The 19,118-nt window shown below is 67.4% G+C and carries 18 protein-coding genes, 1 tRNA gene and 1 pseudogene; 9 read left to right on the top strand and 11 right to left on the bottom strand.

The window, feature by feature from the left end; translation table 11 throughout:
* Positions 1-46: 46 nt before the first annotated feature.
* A complete protein-coding gene (locus E5206_RS02005; protein WP_136321023.1) occupies positions 47-1,249 on the bottom strand; it encodes a helix-turn-helix domain-containing protein in 1,203 nt (400 codons plus the stop codon).
* Positions 1,250-1,346: 97 nt separating this feature from the next.
* Between E5206_RS02005 and E5206_RS02000 the strand changes: the two genes are divergently transcribed.
* On the top strand, positions 1,347-2,423 hold the full coding sequence (locus E5206_RS02000; protein WP_136321022.1) for a ferredoxin reductase: 1,077 nt from the start codon (positions 1,347-1,349) through the stop codon (positions 2,421-2,423).
* Between the two features lie 13 nt (positions 2,424-2,436).
* Complete coding sequence (locus E5206_RS01995; protein WP_205759984.1) at positions 2,437-3,642, top strand: acyl-CoA desaturase; 1,206 nt, start codon at positions 2,437-2,439, stop codon at positions 3,640-3,642.
* Positions 3,643-3,669: 27 nt separating this feature from the next.
* On the opposite strand, the gene radA is transcribed toward E5206_RS01995, so the two are convergent.
* Both radA and E5206_RS01985 read right to left on the bottom strand, forming a co-directional pair.
* On the bottom strand, positions 3,670-5,043 hold the full coding sequence (gene radA, locus E5206_RS01990; RefSeq protein ID WP_136321021.1) for a DNA repair protein RadA: 1,374 nt from the start codon (positions 5,041-5,043) through the stop codon (positions 3,670-3,672).
* 78 nt (positions 5,044-5,121) lie between these two features.
* The gene (locus tag E5206_RS01985) at positions 5,122-6,249 is read right to left on the bottom strand and encodes an FUSC family protein (protein ID WP_136321020.1); all 1,128 of its coding nucleotides are present in this window, start codon (positions 6,247-6,249) and stop codon (positions 5,122-5,124) included.
* Between the two features lie 268 nt (positions 6,250-6,517).
* Between E5206_RS01985 and pstS the strand changes: the two genes are divergently transcribed.
* The 4 genes from pstS (at position 6,518) to pstB (ending at position 10,713) form a co-directional block, all read left to right on the top strand.
* Positions 6,518-7,639: a phosphate ABC transporter substrate-binding protein PstS gene (gene pstS, locus E5206_RS01980; RefSeq protein WP_136321019.1), complete on the top strand. Its 1,122-nt coding sequence runs from the start codon at positions 6,518-6,520 to the stop codon at positions 7,637-7,639.
* 197 nt (positions 7,640-7,836) lie between these two features.
* Positions 7,837-8,769, top strand: coding sequence for a phosphate ABC transporter permease subunit PstC (gene pstC / locus E5206_RS01975; RefSeq protein WP_136321018.1), 933 nt, complete (start codon positions 7,837-7,839; stop codon positions 8,767-8,769).
* Entirely contained in the window at positions 8,770-9,879 is a 1,110-nt protein-coding gene (gene pstA, locus E5206_RS01970; RefSeq protein WP_136321017.1) for a phosphate ABC transporter permease PstA, read from the top strand.
* 54 nt (positions 9,880-9,933) lie between these two features.
* Complete coding sequence (pstB, locus tag E5206_RS01965) at positions 9,934-10,713, top strand: phosphate ABC transporter ATP-binding protein PstB (RefSeq protein WP_136321016.1); 780 nt, start codon at positions 9,934-9,936, stop codon at positions 10,711-10,713.
* Between the two features lie 27 nt (positions 10,714-10,740).
* Here pstB and E5206_RS01960 read toward each other — a convergent pair whose 3' ends face one another.
* The 3 genes from E5206_RS01960 to E5206_RS01950 all read right to left on the bottom strand — a co-directional run bounded on the left by E5206_RS01960 (position 10,741) and on the right by E5206_RS01950 (position 13,364).
* Positions 10,741-11,757, bottom strand: coding sequence for an inorganic phosphate transporter (locus tag E5206_RS01960; protein WP_136321015.1), 1,017 nt, complete (start codon positions 11,755-11,757; stop codon positions 10,741-10,743).
* Between the two features lies 1 nt (position 11,758).
* On the bottom strand, positions 11,759-12,376 hold the full coding sequence (locus E5206_RS01955; protein WP_136321014.1) for a nuclease PIN: 618 nt from the start codon (positions 12,374-12,376) through the stop codon (positions 11,759-11,761).
* 331 nt (positions 12,377-12,707) lie between these two features.
* On the bottom strand, positions 12,708-13,364 hold the full coding sequence (locus E5206_RS01950; protein ID WP_136321013.1) for a hypothetical protein: 657 nt from the start codon (positions 13,362-13,364) through the stop codon (positions 12,708-12,710).
* 226 nt (positions 13,365-13,590) lie between these two features.
* Between E5206_RS01950 and E5206_RS01945 the strand changes: the two genes are divergently transcribed.
* Positions 13,591-13,663: transfer RNA gene (locus E5206_RS01945), tRNA-Lys, on the top strand.
* Between the two features lie 75 nt (positions 13,664-13,738).
* Here E5206_RS01945 and E5206_RS01940 read toward each other — a convergent pair.
* Positions 13,739-14,899: a GGDEF domain-containing protein gene (locus tag E5206_RS01940; RefSeq protein ID WP_168709250.1), complete on the bottom strand. Its 1,161-nt coding sequence runs from the start codon at positions 14,897-14,899 to the stop codon at positions 13,739-13,741.
* A gap of 226 nt (positions 14,900-15,125) precedes the next feature.
* Between E5206_RS01940 and E5206_RS01935 the strand changes: the two are divergent.
* Positions 15,126-15,936: pseudogene (locus E5206_RS01935) on the top strand (putative protein N(5)-glutamine methyltransferase).
* A gap of 85 nt (positions 15,937-16,021) precedes the next feature.
* Here the strand turns inward: E5206_RS01935 and E5206_RS01930 are convergent.
* The 4 genes from E5206_RS01930 to E5206_RS01915 form a co-directional block, all read right to left on the bottom strand.
* The gene (locus E5206_RS01930) at positions 16,022-16,285 is read right to left on the bottom strand and encodes a GlsB/YeaQ/YmgE family stress response membrane protein (RefSeq protein ID WP_136321011.1); all 264 of its coding nucleotides are present in this window, start codon (positions 16,283-16,285) and stop codon (positions 16,022-16,024) included.
* 139 nt (positions 16,286-16,424) lie between these two features.
* Positions 16,425-17,396 carry an aldo/keto reductase gene (locus E5206_RS01925; protein WP_136321010.1) on the bottom strand — a complete coding sequence of 324 codons (972 nt, stop codon included), beginning with the start codon at positions 17,394-17,396 and terminating at the stop codon, positions 16,425-16,427.
* Between the two features lie 103 nt (positions 17,397-17,499).
* Complete coding sequence (locus tag E5206_RS01920) at positions 17,500-17,709, bottom strand: dodecin (protein WP_136321009.1); 210 nt, start codon at positions 17,707-17,709, stop codon at positions 17,500-17,502.
* A 76-nt stretch (positions 17,710-17,785) separates the two neighbouring features.
* Positions 17,786-18,679 carry an SGNH/GDSL hydrolase family protein gene (locus tag E5206_RS01915; protein ID WP_136321008.1) on the bottom strand — a complete coding sequence of 298 codons (894 nt, stop codon included), beginning with the start codon at positions 18,677-18,679 and terminating at the stop codon, positions 17,786-17,788.
* A gap of 170 nt (positions 18,680-18,849) precedes the next feature.
* On the opposite strand from E5206_RS01915, the gene E5206_RS01910 reads away from it, so the two are divergent.
* Complete coding sequence (locus tag E5206_RS01910) at positions 18,850-19,107, top strand: metal-sensitive transcriptional regulator (RefSeq protein WP_018774886.1); 258 nt, start codon at positions 18,850-18,852, stop codon at positions 19,105-19,107.
* Positions 19,108-19,118: the final 11 nt, after the last annotated feature.

The following is a 19,118-nucleotide window of genomic DNA, read 5'->3' as shown; positions in this document are numbered from 1 at the left end:
AGGAGCCCGGCGGCTTAGCGCCCGCCCTGCTTAACTCCTGCCCTGCTCAACGCCTGCCGGCGAGGAGGGCCAGCTCCAGCTCGAACCGTGCCTCCGGATCCTCCAGGGCGTCGCCGAAGAGCTCGCGCAGCTGCGCCGCCCGGTAGCCCACGGTCTGCGGATGGATTCCGAGTTCGGCCGCGACCGGACCACGTTGGCCCCAGTGCCGGAGCCAGGAGAGCAGGGTTTCCGCCAGCCGCTCGCGCTGGGCGGGGCGCAGGCCCTCCAGGGGCGCCAGCCGGCGGTTGGCCAGCTCGGCGATCGCGGAGGGCTCCGCGCCCAGAATTACCTCCGCCAGATGCTCGTCCGCCCAGATAGGCGGGTCTTCCGGCCCGTCCCGCGGAGGCAGGACGGAGGCCGCCAGCACGGCAAGGCGCAGCGAATCCGGGACTTTTTCCCAGCTGCCGGCCGGCCCCACGGATGCGCCACGCCCCAGCAGGGCCTTGTCCAGGTCCGCGCGCGCGGACCTGGACTGCTGCGCCGGGACGAGGGCGACGGCGTCGGTTTCGCGTTCGACGACGAGCGTGCGGGCTCCCAGCCGCACCCGCAAGCCGGCCGAGCGTTCCACCGGCAGGGTCACCACCACCATCCGCTGCGGCAGGGACCAGTCGGCCATGGCGGCCGTCTGGCGCAGGGCGGCTTCATCCGCCTGCCCGAGCAACAACAGATCCAGCAGCTCGGTGCGGCGCCGGTCCACCGCCCCGGCGCGCTCGGACTGTTCGACGGCGTAGGCCTCGGCGCTCACCGCCGACAGCTCGTCAATGTACGCCAGGATCGATTCGCCCAGGTCCACGACCACGCTCTGGCCGAGCTGGCGTTCGACGGACATCCGGGACATCTCCCGGAAGACCACCCGGGCGCCCATCCGGTAGGCGCTCAGCAGGGCGTCCATGCTCCGGCCCTGCCGGAACTCGCCGCTGCCAAGACCGGCCACCAGTTGCCTGCTCTCCTCGGACAGGGCCGGAAGCCGGGTCCCGGGCAGCTGCAGGAACCGGTCCAAGGCTGCGGCCACGCCCCGCCGGAGGCCGCGGCCGAACCGGCCTTCAATGGGCCTCGCATAGGCGGGAACCAGTTGCGGCACGGCATCGATGATCGCCTCCACAATGCCGGGCATCATGGGCCGGAGCATGTCGCTGACCTCCCGCGGCAGCGCCAGCCAAGGGGGGTCATACGCGGGGGGTGCGGGGCGGCTTTCGGCTGGTGAATTCATGGGCAGATCCAAAATTTGTTTCTCGGCGATAGTTTCCAGGAAATGATCGTATGCCTTGGGTGAAGAGTTATGACCCGGACTGACATAAGCTGGAAGCATGATCCGGCTCCGTAAGCTGGCGCGCGCCGCATCGATACTGACCACCCCCCTGGCTCCAGAAGACATTCTGTCGCTGTTCAACCCTGTGTTTTCTGCCCGCCAACTGCGCGGCGTAGTCACCCGGGTGGTCCCCGAAACGGCCGATTCCGCCACCATTTTCTTCCGTCCCGGCCGCGGCTGGCAAGCGCACCTTGCCGGCCAGTGGGCCCGCATCGGCGTCGAACTCGACGGCGTCCGCCATTGGCGTTCCTACTCGCTCAGCGCCCCGGCCGGCATGGACCCGGCCATCACGGTCACCGACATGGGCGCCGTCTCCGGGACCCTCGTGCATTCCACCAAACCCGGCGATGTCCTCTTCCTGGCACCCCCGCAGGGCGACTTCGTCCTGCCGGAACACCCCCGTCCGCTGCTCATGCTGACCGCCGGCAGCGGAATCACGCCGGTGATGTCGATGATCCGCACGCTCGTGCCGCACCGCCCCGACTCCGACGTCGTGCTCATCCACACCGCCCGGACCGCCGCGGACGCCATCTTCCGTGAGGAACTCGCCGAACTCGCCGACCAGTTCCCCAACTTCCGCGTCACCCACTGGTTCACCGGGGAACGCGGCCGGCAGGACTTCAGTTCCGCCGACGAGCTGGAAGCGCTCTGCCCCGACTGGCGCCGGCGCGCCGCCTATGCCTGCGGCCCCGAAGGCTTCCTTGACGACGCCGAGGCGCTCTGGGCGGCCGAAACCGCTGGCGCTGCCGGCGATGCGGAGGGTGCCACCCTGACCATCGAACGTTTCAGCACCAAGCTTGCCGGCGGCGACGGACACGACGGCGGACTGGTCACCTTTGAGGCCTCGGACCGCGAAGTCGAAGCGGATGGCGACACGCCCCTGCTCGACGTCGGCGAAGACGCCGGGGTGCTGATGCCCAGCGGCTGCCGCATGGGAATCTGCCACAGCTGCCTGATTCCGCTCCGGGCCGGCCAGATCCGTGACCTGCGTACAGGCGAAATCCACGGCGAGCCTGGCCAACTAATCCAGACGTGCGTTTCGGCAGCCGCCGGACCCGTTAACCTCGACCTCTGAGGAGTACCACCGCATGACGATCGTTACCAACAAACCGGACGTTTCCGAGGGCGGTGCCTCCGACGGCGGCGCTTCCCCGAAGAAGGTGCCCGCCGTGAAGACGCGGCCCGGCGCCCTCGCCGAGTCCGGCAGCCCGCTGGTCCGCCCCCCGGCCGCCGCGCACCTCTCCGACGAGCAGGTCGCCGAGCTGGGCCGCGAACTCGACGCCATCCGCGACGAGGTCCTGGCCAAGCGCGGGGCATCCGACGCCGCCTACATCCGCCGCGTCATCAAGATCCAGCGCGGGCTGGAGATTTCCGGCCGCGCGGCGCTGCTGGTGAGCAAGAACAAGGGCGCCTGGATTGCCGGCACCACCCTGCTGAGCCTCGCCAAGATCCTGGAAAACATGGAGATCGGGCACAACGTGCTGCACGGCCAGTGGGACTGGATGCGGGACCCTGATATCCACTCCACCACGTGGGAATGGGACTTCGTGACGCCGGCCCGCGCCTGGCAGCACACCCACAACGACCTGCACCACCGCTGGACCAACGTGGTGGGCAAGGACAACGACGTCGGATACAACCTGCTCCGGATGGACCCTGACCAGGAATGGAAGCCCTTCAACCTGGGCAACCCGCTCTATAACGCCCTGCTGGCGCCGGTCTTCGAGTGGGGCATTGCGATCTACGACCTCGAGCTGCAGGACTACAAGGAGGGCAAGAAGACCAAGGCCGCCCTGGTCAAGGACCTCAAGGCCCTGGGGCGCAAGGCCCTCAAGCAGTTCACCAAGGACTACGCCGCCACCCCCGCCGTCGCCATGCTCACCGGCTCCGGCAAGCAGGCGCTCTACGGCACCCTGACGGCGAACGCGGTCCGCAACGTCTGGGCCCACGCGGTGATCTTCTGTGGGCACTTCCCGGAGGGGACGGACACCTTCACCGAGGACATGGTCGAAGGCGAGACCCGCGGCGACTGGTACGTCCGGCAGATGATCGGATCCGCCAACATCTCCGGCTCCAAGTTCATGCACTTCATGACCGGCAACCTTTCGCACCAGATCGAGCACCACCTCTTCCCGGACATTCCGTCCAACCGCTACGCCGAGGTGGCGCCAAAGGTCCAGGAAATCTGCCAGCGCTACGGACTGACGTACATTTCGGGTCCGCTCCTGAAGCAGGTCGGCTCCACCTGGGCCAAGGTCTTCAAGCTTGCGCTGCCGCCCAGGAAGAAGGCCTAAGCACCGCGTCTCCGGCCGCTGCCGGACCTAGCTGATCAGCAGGCCCAGCGCCTCGGCCAGGTGCCCGACCTCCCGCACGGAGAACCCGGCGGGGACCGGGCCGGGGCCGTTGGGGCTGGCCGGGACGACGGCGTGCGTGAACCCCAGCCGGTGGGCTTCCTGGATGCGCTGGTTGATCCCGGGCACCGGCCGGACTTCGCCGGCCAGGCCCACCTCGCCGAAGGCGATGAGCCGCTGAGGCAGCGGCTTTTTGGCTTTGGCGGACGCGACGGCCAGTGCCACCGCCAGGTCCGTGGCCGGTTCGCTGAGCTTCACACCGCCCACGGTGGCCACGTAGGAATCATCCTTGTGCAGCAGGCAGCCGGCGCGCTGCTGCAGCACGGCGAGCAGCATCGCAACCCTTGAGCTGTCCAGCCCGCTGGTGGCCCGGCGCGGCTGCGAGCTTGAGCTTTCGGCCAGCAGGGACTGCACCTCGGCCAGCAGCGGCCGGCGCCCTTCCAAAGTCACCGTGATGCAGGTGCCGGAGACAGGCTCCTTGGTCCGCGAGACGAACAGCCCGCTCGGATCGGCGAGGCCCACGATGCCGTCCTCATTCAGGTCGAAGCAGCCGACGTCATCCGTGGGCCCGTAACGGTTCTTGACGGCGCGGAGCAGCCTGAGCCTGGAGTGGCGCTCGCCCTCGAACTGGCACACCACGTCCACGAGGTGCTCCAGCAGCCGCGGCCCGGCGATGGAGCCGTCCTTGGTCACGTGCCCCACCAGGAGTGTGGTCATGTTGCGGCGCTTGGCCGCGGCGATGAGGGAGGCCGCGACCTCGCGCACCTGCGAGACGCCGCCAGCGCTGCCTTCAACATCGGCGCTGCTCAGGGTCTGGACCGAGTCCACCACCAGCAGCCGCGGCTCAAGCTTCTCCACCTGCCCCAAGGCCTGGCCAAGGTCGGTTTCCGCGGAGAGATACAGGGATTCGGCGACGGCGTCGATCCGGTCCGCGCGGAGCTTCACCTGCGCTGCGGATTCCTCCCCGGTGATGTACAGGACATCCTGCGCGGTGCGGGCGAACTTGGCCGCAACATCCAGGAGCAGCGTGGACTTGCCCACGCCGGGTTCGCCGGCGAGCAGGATGACGGCGCCGGGGACCAGCCCGCCGCCGAGGACCCGGTCCAGTTCGTCCACACCGGTGGGCAGGAACGCCGCCGTCGTGGCATCGATGTCGGCGATCCGGCGGGCCGGCTCCAGCACGGTGGTTGCCGCCGTCGTCCGGGCGACGGCGCCGCCGGTCTCCTCGACGCTGCCCCAGGCCTGGCACTCGCCGCAGCGGCCCACCCACTTTGCCGTGGTCCAGCCGCATTCGGCGCATTTGTAGCCCGGTGCCTTGGATGCGCGGGAAGTCTTCGTAGCCATTGCTCCACACTATCCGGGGGCAGCGACATCCATGGCCGGTGACAGGGCCGGCCCCGGTCCGCCCCGGACAGCGGCGGCCTACAGCGGCGGCAGGATGTCCCGGGCTTCCTTGGAGTCCACCCCGGCGGCCTCGAGCAGGTCCACCATGAGCGGACGGAACAGCATGACCACCGTTTCGCCCTCGAGCAGCTGGACGTCCAGGAGCCGGGGATGCAGCCGGCCGGCGATCTCCCGCAGGTCCGTCCGGGCCGTCCGCAGGTGCGCCCGCCGGACGCCGTCGTGCAGCTCCGCCAGGCCCAGGGAGAGTTCGTCGATGGCGGCGGCTGTTTCGTCCAGCACCTCGGCGATGTTCTCCGTTGCCTCGTCCGTGAGGGCGGCATGGTTGATGGCGCTGGTCAGCCGGCGGGCAAAGACACGGCTGTTGCGCAGGGCAAGATCGATGAAGTCCACCGATTGCTCCAGCCGGTCCAGCTCGTCCCGGTGCCGCCGGTAGGCCGGGGCCAGGGTGGCCACCTCGCCGGAGGTGCGCAGGGTCTGGCGCATGGAATCGACGAGCGGCTGGACGTTGCGTCCGCGGATCAGGGCGTGCCAGGCCTGGGTGGAATCGCTGTACCGCAGGGCGGAGGAACATTCCCGCAGTACCTCGGCCAGCTCGTGCAGGAGTTTCTTCACGTCGTTGCGCGGTTCCCGGCGCGGGTCTTTCGGGACGAGGAAGGTCACCAGCAGGGCGAAGGTCCCGCCGACGAGCGCGTCGATGCTGCGGGTGAACGGGCCACCGGCCGGCGCGGGTAGCAGCACCACCAGGAGGGACTGCAGCCCCAGCTGGGTAGTGAAGATCACGCCGCGGTCCAGGAAGCGCGCCAGCAGGATGGAGAAGAAGAGGACGACGGCGGCCTGCCAGATTCCGGCCCCCAGCCAGTGCAGCAGCAAATCACCCACCACGATGCCCAGGGTGCAGCCCAGGCCCACCTCCACCACCCTGCGCAGCCGGGGCTCGCGGGAGAAACCGAGCGCAATAAGGGAGGAAGTGGCGGCAAAGAGCGGACCCGTATGGCCCAGGACGTATTCCGCGAAGGCATAGGCCCCCACGGCGCAGACGGTCATCTGGACGGCCGGCAGCAGGGAGTTGCGGCTCCTGACAATACCGGTGCGGACCCGGCCCCGCAGGAATCGTGCGCTTGCGGAGAGTCCAGTACCGGAGGCCATGCCCACCAGTCTATTTGCTGGCAACACCCGCCGGGCACCCGCACGGCACGCGCCCCCGCCACTACGACTGTGACCCACATAACGCAATGGGAACCCGGCAGTTGTAAGCCACTGTCCCGGCGCCGTTCACCTTCCGTTAACTTTGGACCCCAATTCTCTTCATCTGGGGCACCTACCTTCGATAAAGGTACAAAAAGTACTCACAGTCTTTTGTCCGGACGCCTCCGGTCCGGCACGCATCAGAAAATCCCTGGAAGGGGTACATCTAGTGAAGGCACTTCGCATCGGCCGCCACGCGGCTGTCGCTGTTATCGCAGCCGGCGCACTCGCGCTCACCGCTTGTGGTTCAGACAACGCCACGAACGCCACCCAGTCCGCAACGCCGTCCGCGGCCGCCGTGAAGGTCACCGGCACGCTGACGGGCATCGGCTCCTCCGCGCAGGGTGCAGCCATGGACGTGTGGAAGACCAACTTTGCCTCGGCAAACCAGGGTGCCACCGTGCAGTACTCCCCGGACGGCTCCGGCGCCGGACGCAAGGCGATCCTCGACGGTTCCGCCCAGTTCGCCGGCTCCGATGCTTACCTCAAGGATGACGAGTTCGCCAGCTCCAAGGACAAGTGCGGCCCTGACGGCGCCATCAACATCCCGGTCTACATTTCCCCGATCGCCGTGGCCTTCAACCTCCCGGACGTCAAGGAACTGAAGCTCGACGCCGACACCGTTGCCAAGATCTTCCGTGGCTCCATCGCCAACTGGAACGACCCGGCCATTGCAGCCCTGAACCCGGACGTCAAGCTTCCGGACCTCAAGGTGACCCCGGTCAACCGCTCGGATGACTCCGGAACCACCCAGAACTTCACGGACTACCTGGCCGCCGCTGCCCCCACCGTCTGGACCGACAAGGCTGCCGGCATCTGGCCCGCATCCCTCAAGGGGGAGAACGCCAAGGGCACCTCCGGCGTCGTCAAGACCGTCACCGACACCCCCGGTGCCGTCACCTACGCCGATGACTCCGCCGTCAGCGGCAAGCTCGGCACCGCCCAGATCAAGGTCGGCTCGTCCTTCACCAAGATCTCCGCAGACGCCGCCGCCAAGGCAGTCGACGCCGGCAAGGCTGTTGACGGCCGCAACGCCAACGACCTCTCCATCAAGCTGGACCGTACGACCACCATCGAGGGCGCCTACCCGATCGTGCTCGTCTCCTTCCACGTCGTTTGCGCCACCTACGCCACGCAGGCAACTGCTGACCTGGTCAAGGCCTTCGAAAGCTACGTAGTCTCCGACTCCGGCCAGAAGGCTGCCGCTGACGCCGCCAAGTCTGCACCGCTGTCCAAGACCCTGCAGGACAAGGCACTCAAATCCATCACCGCCATCAAGGCCAAGGCCTAGGGATACGACGCACTCCAAGGCATAGTGGAAACACCAGCCTGACTCAGGTTCCCTGTCCCGGTCCGGGCGGTCACAGACCGCCCGCCGGGGCAGGGAACTTAAGTGTTTCTCCCCAGCTTCAAAAACTTTCCACCGCTGCCGACGCCAGAGAGATCCTGGACAGGCAGTCGATTCTGATCGAACCCTAAGGATCGCTTGTGACCACCAACTCCCTGACAAGATCCCAGGGCGCAGGACGCGCCGGGGACAAAGTCTTTTCCGGAGCCACCTTGGCCGCTGGGTGCCTGATCCTTGCCGTGCTCTTCGGTGTTGCACTGTTCCTGGTGATCCAGTCGATCCCCGCGCTGGTGGCGTCGCCTGACAAGATCCAGGGCGGGGCAGGCTTCTTTGCCTACATCTGGCCGATCGTCATCGGCACGCTCATCGCGGCAGTCATCGCCCTCGTGATCGCCACGCCCGTCGCAATGGGCGTGGCCCTCTTCATCTCCCACTATGCGCCCCGCCAGCTGGCAAACGGCCTTGGCTACGTGATCGACCTGCTGGCCGCCATCCCTTCCGTTGTCTACGGTGCCTGGGGCGCGGCATTCCTTGCCAAGGAGATCTCACCGGCCTACAACTGGCTGGCGGCCAACATGGGGTGGCTGCCCATCTTCCAGGGCCCCGCCTCGGCCACCGGCAAAACCATCCTCACGGCCGGCATCGTGCTCGCCGTTATGGTGCTGCCCATCATCACCTCCCTGACCCGCGAAATCTTCCTGCAGACCCCCAAGCTGCACGAGGAAGCCGCGCTGGCACTCGGAGCCACGCGCTGGGAGATGATCAAGATGGCCGTCCTGCCGTTCGGCCGCCCGGGAATCATCAGCGCCGTCATGCTGGGCCTGGGCCGTGCGCTCGGCGAGACCATGGCCGTCGCGCTGGTGCTGTCCTCCGGCGCCCTCACCGCCAGCCTGATCACGTCCGGAAACCAGACCATCGCCGCCGAAATCGCACTGAACTTCCCTGAGGCCAGCGGCCTGAAGGTGAGCACACTGATCGCGGCCGGCCTGGTCCTGTTCCTGATTACCCTGGGCGTAAACATGATCGCCCGCTGGATCATCACCCGGCACAAAGAATTCTCGGGAGCCAACTAAATGACCTCCACGCTTTCCCCAGTCCGCAAGCGCTCCGCCCTGACCAAGGGCCAGCTGCCCAAGTTTGCCCCGTACGTGGTCCTGGCCCTCGCCCTCATCATCGGCGCCGCCATCCTCGCCGTGATCGGCTTCAATGCCTTCGGCTGGGGGATCGTCTCGGCTATCCTCTTCGCCGCCGGCCTGACCGGCTGGAGCGCCGCCGTCGAGGGCTCCCGCAGGGCCAAGGACAAACTGGCCACCTGCCTTGTCATGGGATCCTTCCTTATTGCGCTGCTGCCGCTGATCTCCGTGATCTGGACCGTACTGGTCAACGGACTCCCGGGCATCGCCGCCCCCGGATTCCTCGGCACCTCCATGAACGGCGTGACGGGTTCCTTCGACAACAAGAGCGTCGAGGAAGGCGCCCCGGTGGTCGGCGGCATTTACCACGCGCTTATGGGCACCGTCCAGATCACGCTGCTCGCGACCGTCATCTCCGTGCCGGTGGGCCTGCTGACCGCGATCTACCTCGTTGAGTACGGCAACGACCGGCGGCTGGCCCGCGCCATCACCTTCTTCGTGGACGTCATGACCGGCATCCCGTCGATCGTGGCCGGCCTGTTCGCCGCCGCCTTCTTCTTCGCCGTAGTGGGGCCGGGCACCAAGACCGGCGCCGTCGCCGCCGTCGCGCTGTCCGTGCTGATGATCCCGGTGGTGGTCCGCTCCAGCGAGGAAATGCTCAAAATCGTCCCCAACGAACTCCGTGAGGCGGCCTACGCCCTCGGCGTCCGGAAATGGCGCACCATCCTCAAGGTGGTCATCCCGACGGCGATTTCCGGCATTGCCTCCGGCGTCACCCTCGCGATCGCCCGCGTGATCGGGGAGACCGCCCCGATCCTGGTCACGGCCGGCTTTGCCACCACGATCAACACCAACGTGTTCGGGGGCTGGATGGCTTCGCTCCCCACGTTCATCTACACCCAGATCCTCAACCCCACCTCGCCGTCGAACCCGGACCCGTCATCGCAGCGGGCCTGGGGAGCGGCCCTGGTGCTCATCATCCTGGTGATGCTGCTGAACCTGGGGGCGCGCCTGATCGCCAGGATCTTCGCCCCCAAGTCCGGGCGCTAGCCCCGGCGGCGCGACTAAACTTCAATCCGTACCTCCAGCAAGTGAAGGAAAATCATGTCTAAGCGCATCGACGTCAAGGACTTGAACGTCTACTACAGCAAATTCCTGGCCGTCGAAGACGTCAACATCAACATCGACGCCAAGTCGGTCACCGCATTCATCGGCCCCTCAGGCTGCGGCAAGTCCACCTTCCTGCGCACCCTGAACCGCATGCACGAGGTCATTCCCGGCGCCCGCGTCGAAGGAGAGGTCCTGCTGGACGGGGACAACCTTTACGGCCCGGGCGTGGACCCGGTCACGGTACGCTCGCAGATCGGCATGGTATTCCAGCGCCCCAACCCGTTCCCCACGATGTCCATCCGTGACAACGTGCTGGCAGGCGTGAAGCTGAACAACCAGAAGATCTCCAAGGGCGAGGCCGATGCCCTCGTGGAGCGCTCGCTGCGCGGCGCGAACCTGTGGAACGAAGTCAAGGACCGCCTCGGCAAACCCGGCTCCGGCCTCTCCGGCGGGCAGCAGCAGCGCCTGTGCATCGCCCGCGCCATCGCCGTGGAGCCCCAGGTGATCCTGATGGACGAGCCCTGCTCCGCCCTGGACCCGATCTCCACGCTGGCCATTGAGGACCTCATCAACGAGCTCAAGGACCAGTACACCGTGGTGATCGTGACCCACAACATGCAGCAGGCGGCCCGTGTTTCGGACAAGACGGCCTTCTTCAACATCGCCGGCACGGGCAAGCCGGGCAAACTGATCGAATACGGCGAAACCCACACCATCTTCAGTAACCCGACCCAGAAGGCCACCGAGGACTACGTTTCCGGCCGCTTCGGATAACCACTCGGGGTAGGCCGAGCTGAAATCTTACAGCCGCGCCAGGGGCGAGAGCGAGAGTCCCAGGATGAACGCGACGGCGGCGGTGACCGCCGGGGTCAGCACCCAGAAGGCCAGGATGCGGATCACCAGCCAGCGGTTGGTCGCGGGGAATCCCTGGTTGGTGCCGGCACCGAGGACCGACGAGGTCACGGTGTGGGTGGTGGAAATGGGCCAGTGCAGCCCGATCGCCCCCACCAGCAGGATCAGCGAGCTGTACAGCTGGGCCACGGACCCGCGCAAGGGATCGATCCGGGTCAGCCGGTAGCCGATGGTGTAGGAAACCCGCCAGCCGCCGGCCAGCGTCCCGGCCGTCAGCATCCCGGCGGTGAGCAGCACCACCCACAGGGGCAGGGAGGCGCCGTCGGACAGTCCGGAAGCCAGCAGCGCCAGAATCACGACGGCGCTTGTGCGCTGGCCGTCCTGCAGCCCGTGGCCGAGGGCCACGGCGCCGGCGGCGACCGCCTGCGCGCGCCGGGACCGCCGGTTCACGACGTTCGGCGGCGTATAGCGCGCCACCCAGACGGCGGGCCAGACCAGGAGATAGGCGCCCAGGAAAGCGATCGCCGGCGACAGCACCAGCGGCAGTACCACCTGGAAGATCAAGGAGTCGTCCACTCCGGTGACGGGGTGGCCGCCCACTGCGATGCTCGCGATCCCGGCTCCGGCCACCCCGCCGACCAGGGCATGTGTGGATGAGGACGGGATGCCCCGCCACCAGCTGTAGATTCCCCAGATCACCGCGCTGAGGAGCCCGGCCAGGAGAATGACCAGGCCGTTCTCCCCACGCGGAAGCGTTATCCAGCTCCGGCTGATCTCCAGCGCCAGCGTGGCGCTCACCGCGGCACCGACAAAGTTGAACAAGCCGGCCAGCAGCACCGCCACGGTGGGGGTCAGGGCACGTGTCCGCACTGCCAGGGCCACGGAGGCGGAGGCGTCCCGGAAGCCGTTGAGAAACGCAAACGCCCCGGCGAAGACCACCACCAGGGCGAAGAAGGTGAGCGCCACGTCAGGATTCCTTGACGATGATGCTGCCCACCTGGGTTGCGATCCGCTTCATGTCCCTCGTGACTTCCACCAGCTGGTTGGCGATGTCGCGGTTGCGGACATACGGGGCCCACTTCATGTCATTGAGCATGTCCGCCATCCAGACCCGGTGGGTGCGCTCCGCACGCTTGGACAGGCGCAGGATCTCGATCCAGTAGTCCTCCAGCTCGTCCAGGTTGTTCAGTTGCCGCATGGCCTCAACGGTGAGCTCGGCCTGCCTGCTGATGATTTCCAGCTGGTCCGCGGCCCGCTTGGGCAGCCGTTCCAGCCGGTAGAGGGATATCAGCTCGGCGGCGGCGTCGAGCTTCTCCATCGCCTCGTTGAGGTAGCGGGAGAGGGCATACAGGTCCTCGCGTGGGAGCACGTTCACGAAGCTGGTCCGCATGTGCGTCAGGAGGGCAAAGTGCAGCTCGGCAGATTTCGCCTCGTGGTTGTGCATGTCCTCCACCAGGCGGGCGTGCTCGCTGGCCGGGACACCGATGATCTCCGAGAGTGTGCCTGTCGCGAGCATGATCTGGCGGGCCATCGTGGACAGCAGGTTCAACCCGGCCGGTTCCTGGGGGAAAAAGCGCAGCTTCACGCGGGGTTGCCGGGCTTCGGGAGGGACGTGCTCGGGTATGGTCGGCCGGCTCTATGACGTGACGATGACCCGCTCATAAGCATTACTTTACCGTCCATGGTGTGGGGACCGGGACATCCGGCGGGGCGCCGCCGGGCATGTGGGGACTCCGGGCTCCGGGCGCGTGGGGCGGGCATAAAAATGGTGCCGAACCGGATACGCCTCTCGGCGGTAGGCCGCTCTAGGCGGCTATTTGTTGAAGCCCGGGGGTTTCGCGGTTCGGCACCGCCTTTAGTTTTCTACGTCGCCCGCACCAAGTCAACATTGACAGCCCGGCGCCGGCGTGCGCGGCTCAGTCCAGTTCGCCCAGCCGCCACGCGTTGGCGGCGTGTTCCAGGTCCTCGGCGGTCTTGACCAGCAGGTGCGAATTGCGGGTCAGCTTGCTCGCATGATTCTCATTGCTGTGTTCCGCGCCGTCGGCGAGGGTGGCCTGGCCGAGTGCCACCACCCGGCAGAACGCGGCGGAGCGTTCCAACGCGACGTCGAAGTCGCCGTCGAAAGCTCCGGACAGGATGGCGTCCGCCATTGACTTCATCTCGTCCGCCCCGGGCGGCTCTGCGGCGCCGGCGACCACATGGGAGACCTGTGCGGTGTCCTTGCCGGCCCTGAAGTAGACGGAGATCCGTTCGGGATCCTGGATGGTGGCGGCCCGCAGGGCGTACAGCCGCCACAGGGCACCCGGGAGGGACCGCGCCGGGCTCTCGGCCCACATCTCGGCGATGGCTTCGAGGCCTTGCTCGTCGGCCAGCTTCACCAGCCGCTTGGTGACCGTGGGATCGTCGCTGTCCCGGCCGCGGCGCACAAGCGCCTGCGCCGCCAAATGGGCGGCCTCCGAGACCCGGGCAGGATCGGCCCCGCCGGCGAACGGTTCAAAGTCCATGGGCGCGAAGGGCTTCGGCTTGTGGGGCCGGTGCGGTCCGGAGGTGCTGGATCCTGCTTGCTCGGTCATTCCACCACGCTACTCCAGTGCCGTCCGGTAATCGAGGATGCCGGCGCAGCCATCCGGAGACCCGAAGGGATGGACTATTGAAGCGGCGTCGGAATACGACGGCGGCGCCCACGCCTGCGTGCGAAAGCCGGCTCCGGTCTGGGGTACAGTATTAACGTTCAGAAATGGACTGGGCTGATCGGCTTTGGAATGGTGGATTCATCCGCAATTCCGGGGCATTCAGTTGGGGCCTTTAGCTCAGTTGGTAGAGCATCGGACTTTTAATCCGTGGGTCGTGGGTTCGATCCCCACAGGGCCCACTCTTTTAGCGAAGAGTGGAAAACCCCCGGCATCCTGGCGAAAGGATGCCGGGGGTTTTTGTTTGTGCCGGCTGCTCAGCCCACCGGGTGGCTGGCCGGTGCCGGGCCCACCATGGCCCGGTTCCGCCCGGCTGCCTTCGCCGCGTACAGGGCGCCGTCCGCCTCACGGATCAGGCGCTGCAGGCCGGCGTTCCTGCCGCGTGTGTCGACGACGCCGAAACTCGCCGTGGGCGCAGGGGCCCCCTCGGGCAGTGATCTGTGCGCAGCCAGGGCTGTATTGATCCGGTCGGCGATCCGGGCGCCCTCCTCGGCGTCGACTCCGGTCAGCAGCATGGCAAATTCCTCGCCCCCGTAGCGCCCCACAAGGTCCGCCGTCCTGACGGTCGAACGGCAGGCCTCGCTGAAGGCACGGAGAACACCGTCCCCGGCGGCGTGGCCGTAACCGTCGTTGATGGCCTTGAAACAGTCCAGGTCTGCCATCACGATCGCCGTGTCGACGCCGGCGTCCAGATTGGCGCGGAGGCGCAGCTGTGCCTTGTTGATGAATTCGCCGCGGTTCAGGAGGCCGGTGAGTGCATCGCGGGAGGCGCGCTCTTTGAGATCCTGGGTCCGGCGGGCGGTGTTCAGGGACGTGATGCTGGAGGAGACCACCACCAGCAGGACCATGGCCATGAGCAGGCCCACGCCAGCCCCGAACAGCAGCTGGAAGAGCGCGCCCTCGGGATCCAGCAGGAGCAGGCCCGCCGTGCGGCTGAGGTAGTAGAGGGCGCAGGCGGCCGCAGCGATGGCCAGGGAGCGCTCGACGTTCCAGGAGCTTTGACGCTCACGCCACAGCTCCAGCGACGCCAGGCCGAGCGCCGTCCCCATCAGGGCCAGGCATGCGATGCTGGCGGACCTGGTGTCGGTGGCAAAGCGGACGGCGAAGACCACGACAGTGGGAACTGCCAGCAACCAGGGACGCACCTGGCGCCCGGCCAGGGACCGGGTTCCGGCCCAGACGCAGCCGGAGCCGAGCACCATCACGCCGTTGCCGATGCTCGGCGCCCAGGCCTCGTTCCAGGCTTCGCCCATCAGATAGAAGAGCGCGGCGCTGAAGAAGGAGCCGACGGCAACGCACCACCAGGCGGCGAAAACGGCCCGCGACTTGCGGTACGTATCGAAGTAGAACAGCACCAGCATGGTCAGGGTCAGTACGGCAAAGACCACCATGAGCGTCGACTTGTCGAGCAACACCATCCGCGAACGATTCCCATCTGCCGGTGGCCGCCCCGCAGACCGTCGGCGTAATTGCCCCGCCGGATCAGGCCCCGGCCGGGTCCAGTCTCCCAGAACCTCCGCCGCCGCCCAAGCTGCGACACCATGGTTGCCGAAGCTGCACAGGTCCGCGTAAAGCATGCCGTCCCGCCAGTTAGGTAGCATTGGCTTTCCAACGACCATGGCGGAAAGGGAAAGGGTGCCCTGCATGCCGTCTTGCCAGGCACCGGACTCCGCGATTGTCCGGAAACTGCGGGCCGCCGGTTGCGTTTTTGCTGAAGACGAAGCCCGCCTGCTGACGGAGACCGCTCAGACGGCGCGGCAGCTCGAGCAGATGGTGGAGCGCAGGGTCTCCGGACTTCCGCTGGAGCACATCCTGGGTTGGGCGGAGTTCTGCGGGTTGAGGATTGCGGTGGAAACGGGGGTCTTTGTGCCCCGCCGCCGCACCGAGTTCCTCGTCCGGCGGGCCGTCCGGCTCCTGAAGCACTCCGGCGCCGTCGGTCCGGTGCCCGTCGTCGTCGACCTCTGTTGCGGTACCGGTGCCGTCGGGGCTGCGATCGCCTCGCTGGCGGGCGCCGTGGAGCTGCACGCTTCCGACGTCGACCCGGCAGCGGTGGCGTGCGCACGCCGGAACATCGTACCGCTGGGCGGGGAAGTCCACGAGGGCGACCTCTTTGACCCGCTGCCGGCCCGGCTCCACGGTGCGGTCCGGGTGCTTGCGGTCAACGCGCCCTACGTGCCGTCGGCGGCGATCGGGACCATGCCGCCCCGAAGCCCGCCTGCACGAGCCCAGGGCCTGCCTGGACGGCGGTGCCGACGGGCTGGACGTGCAACGGCGGGTGGCCGCCGCGGCCCCGCAATGGCTGGCACCGGGCGGCCACCTGCTGATCGAGACGAGCCGGCGGCAGGCTCCCAGGACCGCCGATCTGTTCCACCGGAGCGGGCTCACCGCCCGGATGCTCAGCTCCGCGGAACTGGACGCAACCGTGGTGGTGGGCGGGATCCGTACGGACCGCTAGGACACCTTGTCCGGGTCGACGTGCCTTGCACGAAAAAACCGGCCCCGGGAAGAATCCCGGGGCCGGTTTCCGGCCAGGCTCCGCTTTAGCGCACTGAGCGCTTGGTGATCATGCCATAGATCAGCAGGACGATGATCGCACCGCCGATGGCCAGCAGCCAGGTCGACAGCGAGAAGAACTCATTGAGGCCCGTGCCGAACAGCGCGCCGCCAATCCAACCGCCAAGAATGGCGCCGACAACGCCGAGCAGCAGCGTCATGAAGATGCCGCCGCCCTGGCGTCCCGGAAGGATTGCCTTAGCGATTGCTCCGGCGATGAGGCCCAGAATCAGAAATGCGAAAAAACCCATTTTGTCGTTCCTTCTTCTTTCTAGTGAGGAGACACCCGGGTTGCCGGGTGCGCTTCATCCTTCTCCCCTAATAGTAATCATGCTTACTATAAAAGGGCCACCCGGTGCGTGGAAATCTGTCCCGGCGCCTGGCCGGCTGTCACCAGGCGTAGTCCTCCGGCGCGGTCCGGTGGCCCGGGAAGATCCCGTCGAGGCGCTGGAGCGCGGCGGCGTCGAGCGTCACGGTCAGGGCGCGGATGGCGGCGTCGAGCTGCTCCCGGGTGCGCGGGCCGACGATGGGAGCGGTCACGGCGGGCTGGTGCAGGAGCCAGGCCAGGGCCACGTCGCCGGGTTCGTGGCCCAGTTCGTCGGCGAACTCCTCGTATTGCCGGATCTGGTCCTGGTGGGTCTTGAGGGTTTCGAAGGCGCGGCCTTTGGCGCGGCGGACGCCGTCGCGCTCCTTCTTCAGCACGCCTCCCAGCAGTCCGCCGTGCAGCGGCGACCACGGGAGGAGCCCCAGCCCGTACTGCTGCGCGGCCGGGACGACTTCCAGCTCCACGTTGCGGGTGAGCAGGTTGTAGATGGACTGTTCGCTGACCAGGCCGTTGTAGCGGCGGCGGCTGGCGGCTTCCTGGGCCTGGGCAATGTGCCAGCCGGCGAAGTTGCTGCTGCCCGAGTAGAGGATCTTTCCCTGCTGGACCGCGACGTCGGTCGCCTGCCAGATCTCATCCCAGGGGGTGTTCCGGTCCACGTGGTGGAACTGGTAGAGATCGATGTAGTCCGTCTGCAGCCGCTTCAGGCTTGCATCCAGCGCCCGGCGGATGTTCAGGGCGGACAGCCTGGACTCGTTGGGCCGGTCCGTCATGGTGCCGTAGAGCTTGGTGGCGAGCACGGTGCGTTCCCGGCGCTCGCCACCCTTGGCGAACCAGCGGCCCAGGATTTCTTCGGTCCAGCCCCGGTGTCCCGTTCCGCCGTAGACGTTGGCGGTGTCGAAGAAGTTGATGCCGGACTCCTGCGCCGAGTCCATGATGGCGTGGGCGTCCGCCTCTTCGGTCTGCGGGCCGAAGTTCATCGTGCCCAGGCAGAGGCGGGACACTGACAGGCCGGAGCGGCCCAGATGGGTGTACTGCATGGCTTTCCTCGTCTTCCCGGGGAAGCGGCCGCCGGCGCGCCGTCCCCCGTGGGAGCCCCGGAACGGGGGGCCGTGCGGGGGACCGGCGCTCCGGTGCCGGATCTCAGCGCTCCAGGCGGAACCCGAGCTTGATGGTCACCTGCCAGTCGGAAACCTCGCCATTGTTCAGGTGCCCGCGGATCTCCTTGACCTCAAACCAGTCCAGGTTCCGGAGGGTCTTGGCGGCCTCCGCAATGCCGTTGCGCACGGCAGCGTCAACGCCCTCGTTCGAGGTTCCGACAATTTCAGAAATGCTGTAGGTGTGATTAGACAACTTCGCTCCTCGTGATCGCCTTTTTGATACCGGCTGTGGGCCGTTCCTGCAGACTAGCGGACGGATCACGGCCGGACTAGGGGTGGGGGATGCCCGCCGCAGGGTCCGGGGCGGTGCTGCCGGACCCGGAAACGGGGCCGGCAGCGGACCCGGAAACCGGCCCGGGTTCGGGCCGCTTGGCCGTCAGCGGCGCCTCATCGGCGCGTGGCCTGATCCGGCTCACCATCCAGGGGAAGAGGTAATGCGTCGCCCAGGCCAGGTCGCCGGCGCGGGTCTCCCGCCAGCTGCCGGCGGGCATCGGCTTGGGTTCCAACGGCCGCAGGCCGTGCGGCACATTGAGGGTGTCCAGCACCATCGTGGCGATGGTGTGGTGTCCCAGCGGCGAGAAGTGAAGCCGGTCCGGATCCCACATCTGCGGGTGCGCCAACTGCCGCAGCGTCCATAAATCGGCAATGATGCCGTTGTGCCGGGCCGCTATGGTGCGGATGTTCTCGTTGAAGACGGCCACTTTGCCGCGGGTGTGGCCCAGCAGGGGAGTCTCGCCCCAATCGGGCCCGGTAAACAGCACGACGGTCGCGCCGGTGGCGGCCAGCTGCCGCACCGCGGCGTCCAGGGCGACGGCGAGCCGGTCCGGGTCGCTCCGGTGGAACACCAGATCATTCCCGCCGGCGGACAGGGTCACCAGGTCGGGCTTGAGTTCCAGGGCCGGCCCGAGCTGCTGGTCCAGGATCTGCCGCAGCAGGAGGCCGTTGATGGCGAGGTTGGCGTAGGCAAAGTCGTCGCGGCGCGCGCTGAGCTCCTCTGCGGTACGGTCCGCCCAGCCCCGAATGCCGCCGGGGCTCAACGGTTCCGGATCCCCGAGTCCTGCCGTGAAGGAGTCCCCCATCGCGACATACCGGCTCCAGGACCCCGGGGTGGGTCCGGTGTTGCCGGTGCTGCCGGCCCCCGGCTTGAAGCTGGCGGCGTTCACATCCCCAGCATTACGCCGGTATTTCCTGCCGCGCTAGGTACTTAGGTCCCTAGCGCGGTGGCGCCAGGCGTCGTAGGCGCCGGCACCACGCATCCGCTCATACCCCAATGGGGTATAAAATACTGAGGGGGGTATAGAATTAAGCGAAGCCTGTGAACCCGGAGGTACCCATGGAACTCGATCCCACCGACATGAAGCCCGTCATCAACCGGCTCCGCCGCGCGCAGGGGCAGCTCGCCGCTGTCACCCGGATGATCGAAGAGGGCCGCGACTGCAAGAGCGTCGTCACCCAGCTCGCCGCCGTCTCAAGCGCCCTGGACAAGGCGGGATTCTCGATCATCGCCACCGGCCTGCAGCAGTGCATGCAGCAGGAGGACCCCAGCCTGGACCGGGCCGAACTGGAGAAACTCTTCCTCTCGCTTGCCTGAGCGGGCTGCCG

This window comes from Arthrobacter sp. PAMC25564, from assembly GCF_004798705.1.
In the GTDB taxonomy this organism is placed as follows: Bacteria; Actinomycetota; Actinomycetes; order Actinomycetales; family Micrococcaceae; genus Arthrobacter.
The sequence above is the reverse complement of the archived record's forward strand: the minus strand, read 5'-3'. Positions and strand labels throughout refer to the sequence as shown.

Excerpts from the sequence above, each read along its gene's own strand:
- E5206_RS01930 (WP_136321011.1), bottom strand. The coding sequence starts at position 16,285 with ATGGGTTTTTTCGCATTTCTGATTCTGGGCCTCATCGCCGGAGCAATC.
- E5206_RS01985 (WP_136321020.1), bottom strand. The coding sequence starts at position 6,249 with ATGGCCTCCGGTACTGGACTCTCCGCAAGCGCACGATTCCTGCGGGGC.
- E5206_RS02005 (WP_136321023.1), bottom strand. The coding sequence starts at position 1,249 with ATGAATTCACCAGCCGAAAGCCGCCCCGCACCCCCCGCGTATGACCCC.
- E5206_RS01950 (WP_136321013.1), bottom strand. The coding sequence starts at position 13,364 with ATGACCGAGCAAGCAGGATCCAGCACCTCCGGACCGCACCGGCCCCAC.
- radA (WP_136321021.1), bottom strand. The coding sequence starts at position 5,043 with ATGGCTACGAAGACTTCCCGCGCATCCAAGGCACCGGGCTACAAATGC.
- E5206_RS01925 (WP_136321010.1), bottom strand. The coding sequence starts at position 17,396 with ATGCAGTACACCCATCTGGGCCGCTCCGGCCTGTCAGTGTCCCGCCTC.
- pstA (WP_136321017.1), top strand. The coding sequence starts at position 8,770 with ATGACCTCCACGCTTTCCCCAGTCCGCAAGCGCTCCGCCCTGACCAAG.
- E5206_RS02000 (WP_136321022.1), top strand. The coding sequence starts at position 1,347 with ATGATCCGGCTCCGTAAGCTGGCGCGCGCCGCATCGATACTGACCACC.
- E5206_RS01995 (WP_205759984.1), top strand. The coding sequence starts at position 2,437 with ATGACGATCGTTACCAACAAACCGGACGTTTCCGAGGGCGGTGCCTCC.
- pstB (WP_136321016.1), top strand. The coding sequence starts at position 9,934 with ATGTCTAAGCGCATCGACGTCAAGGACTTGAACGTCTACTACAGCAAA.
- E5206_RS01940 (WP_168709250.1), bottom strand. The coding sequence starts at position 14,899 with ATGGTGTTGCTCGACAAGTCGACGCTCATGGTGGTCTTTGCCGTACTG.
- E5206_RS01910 (WP_018774886.1), top strand. The coding sequence starts at position 18,850 with ATGGAACTCGATCCCACCGACATGAAGCCCGTCATCAACCGGCTCCGC.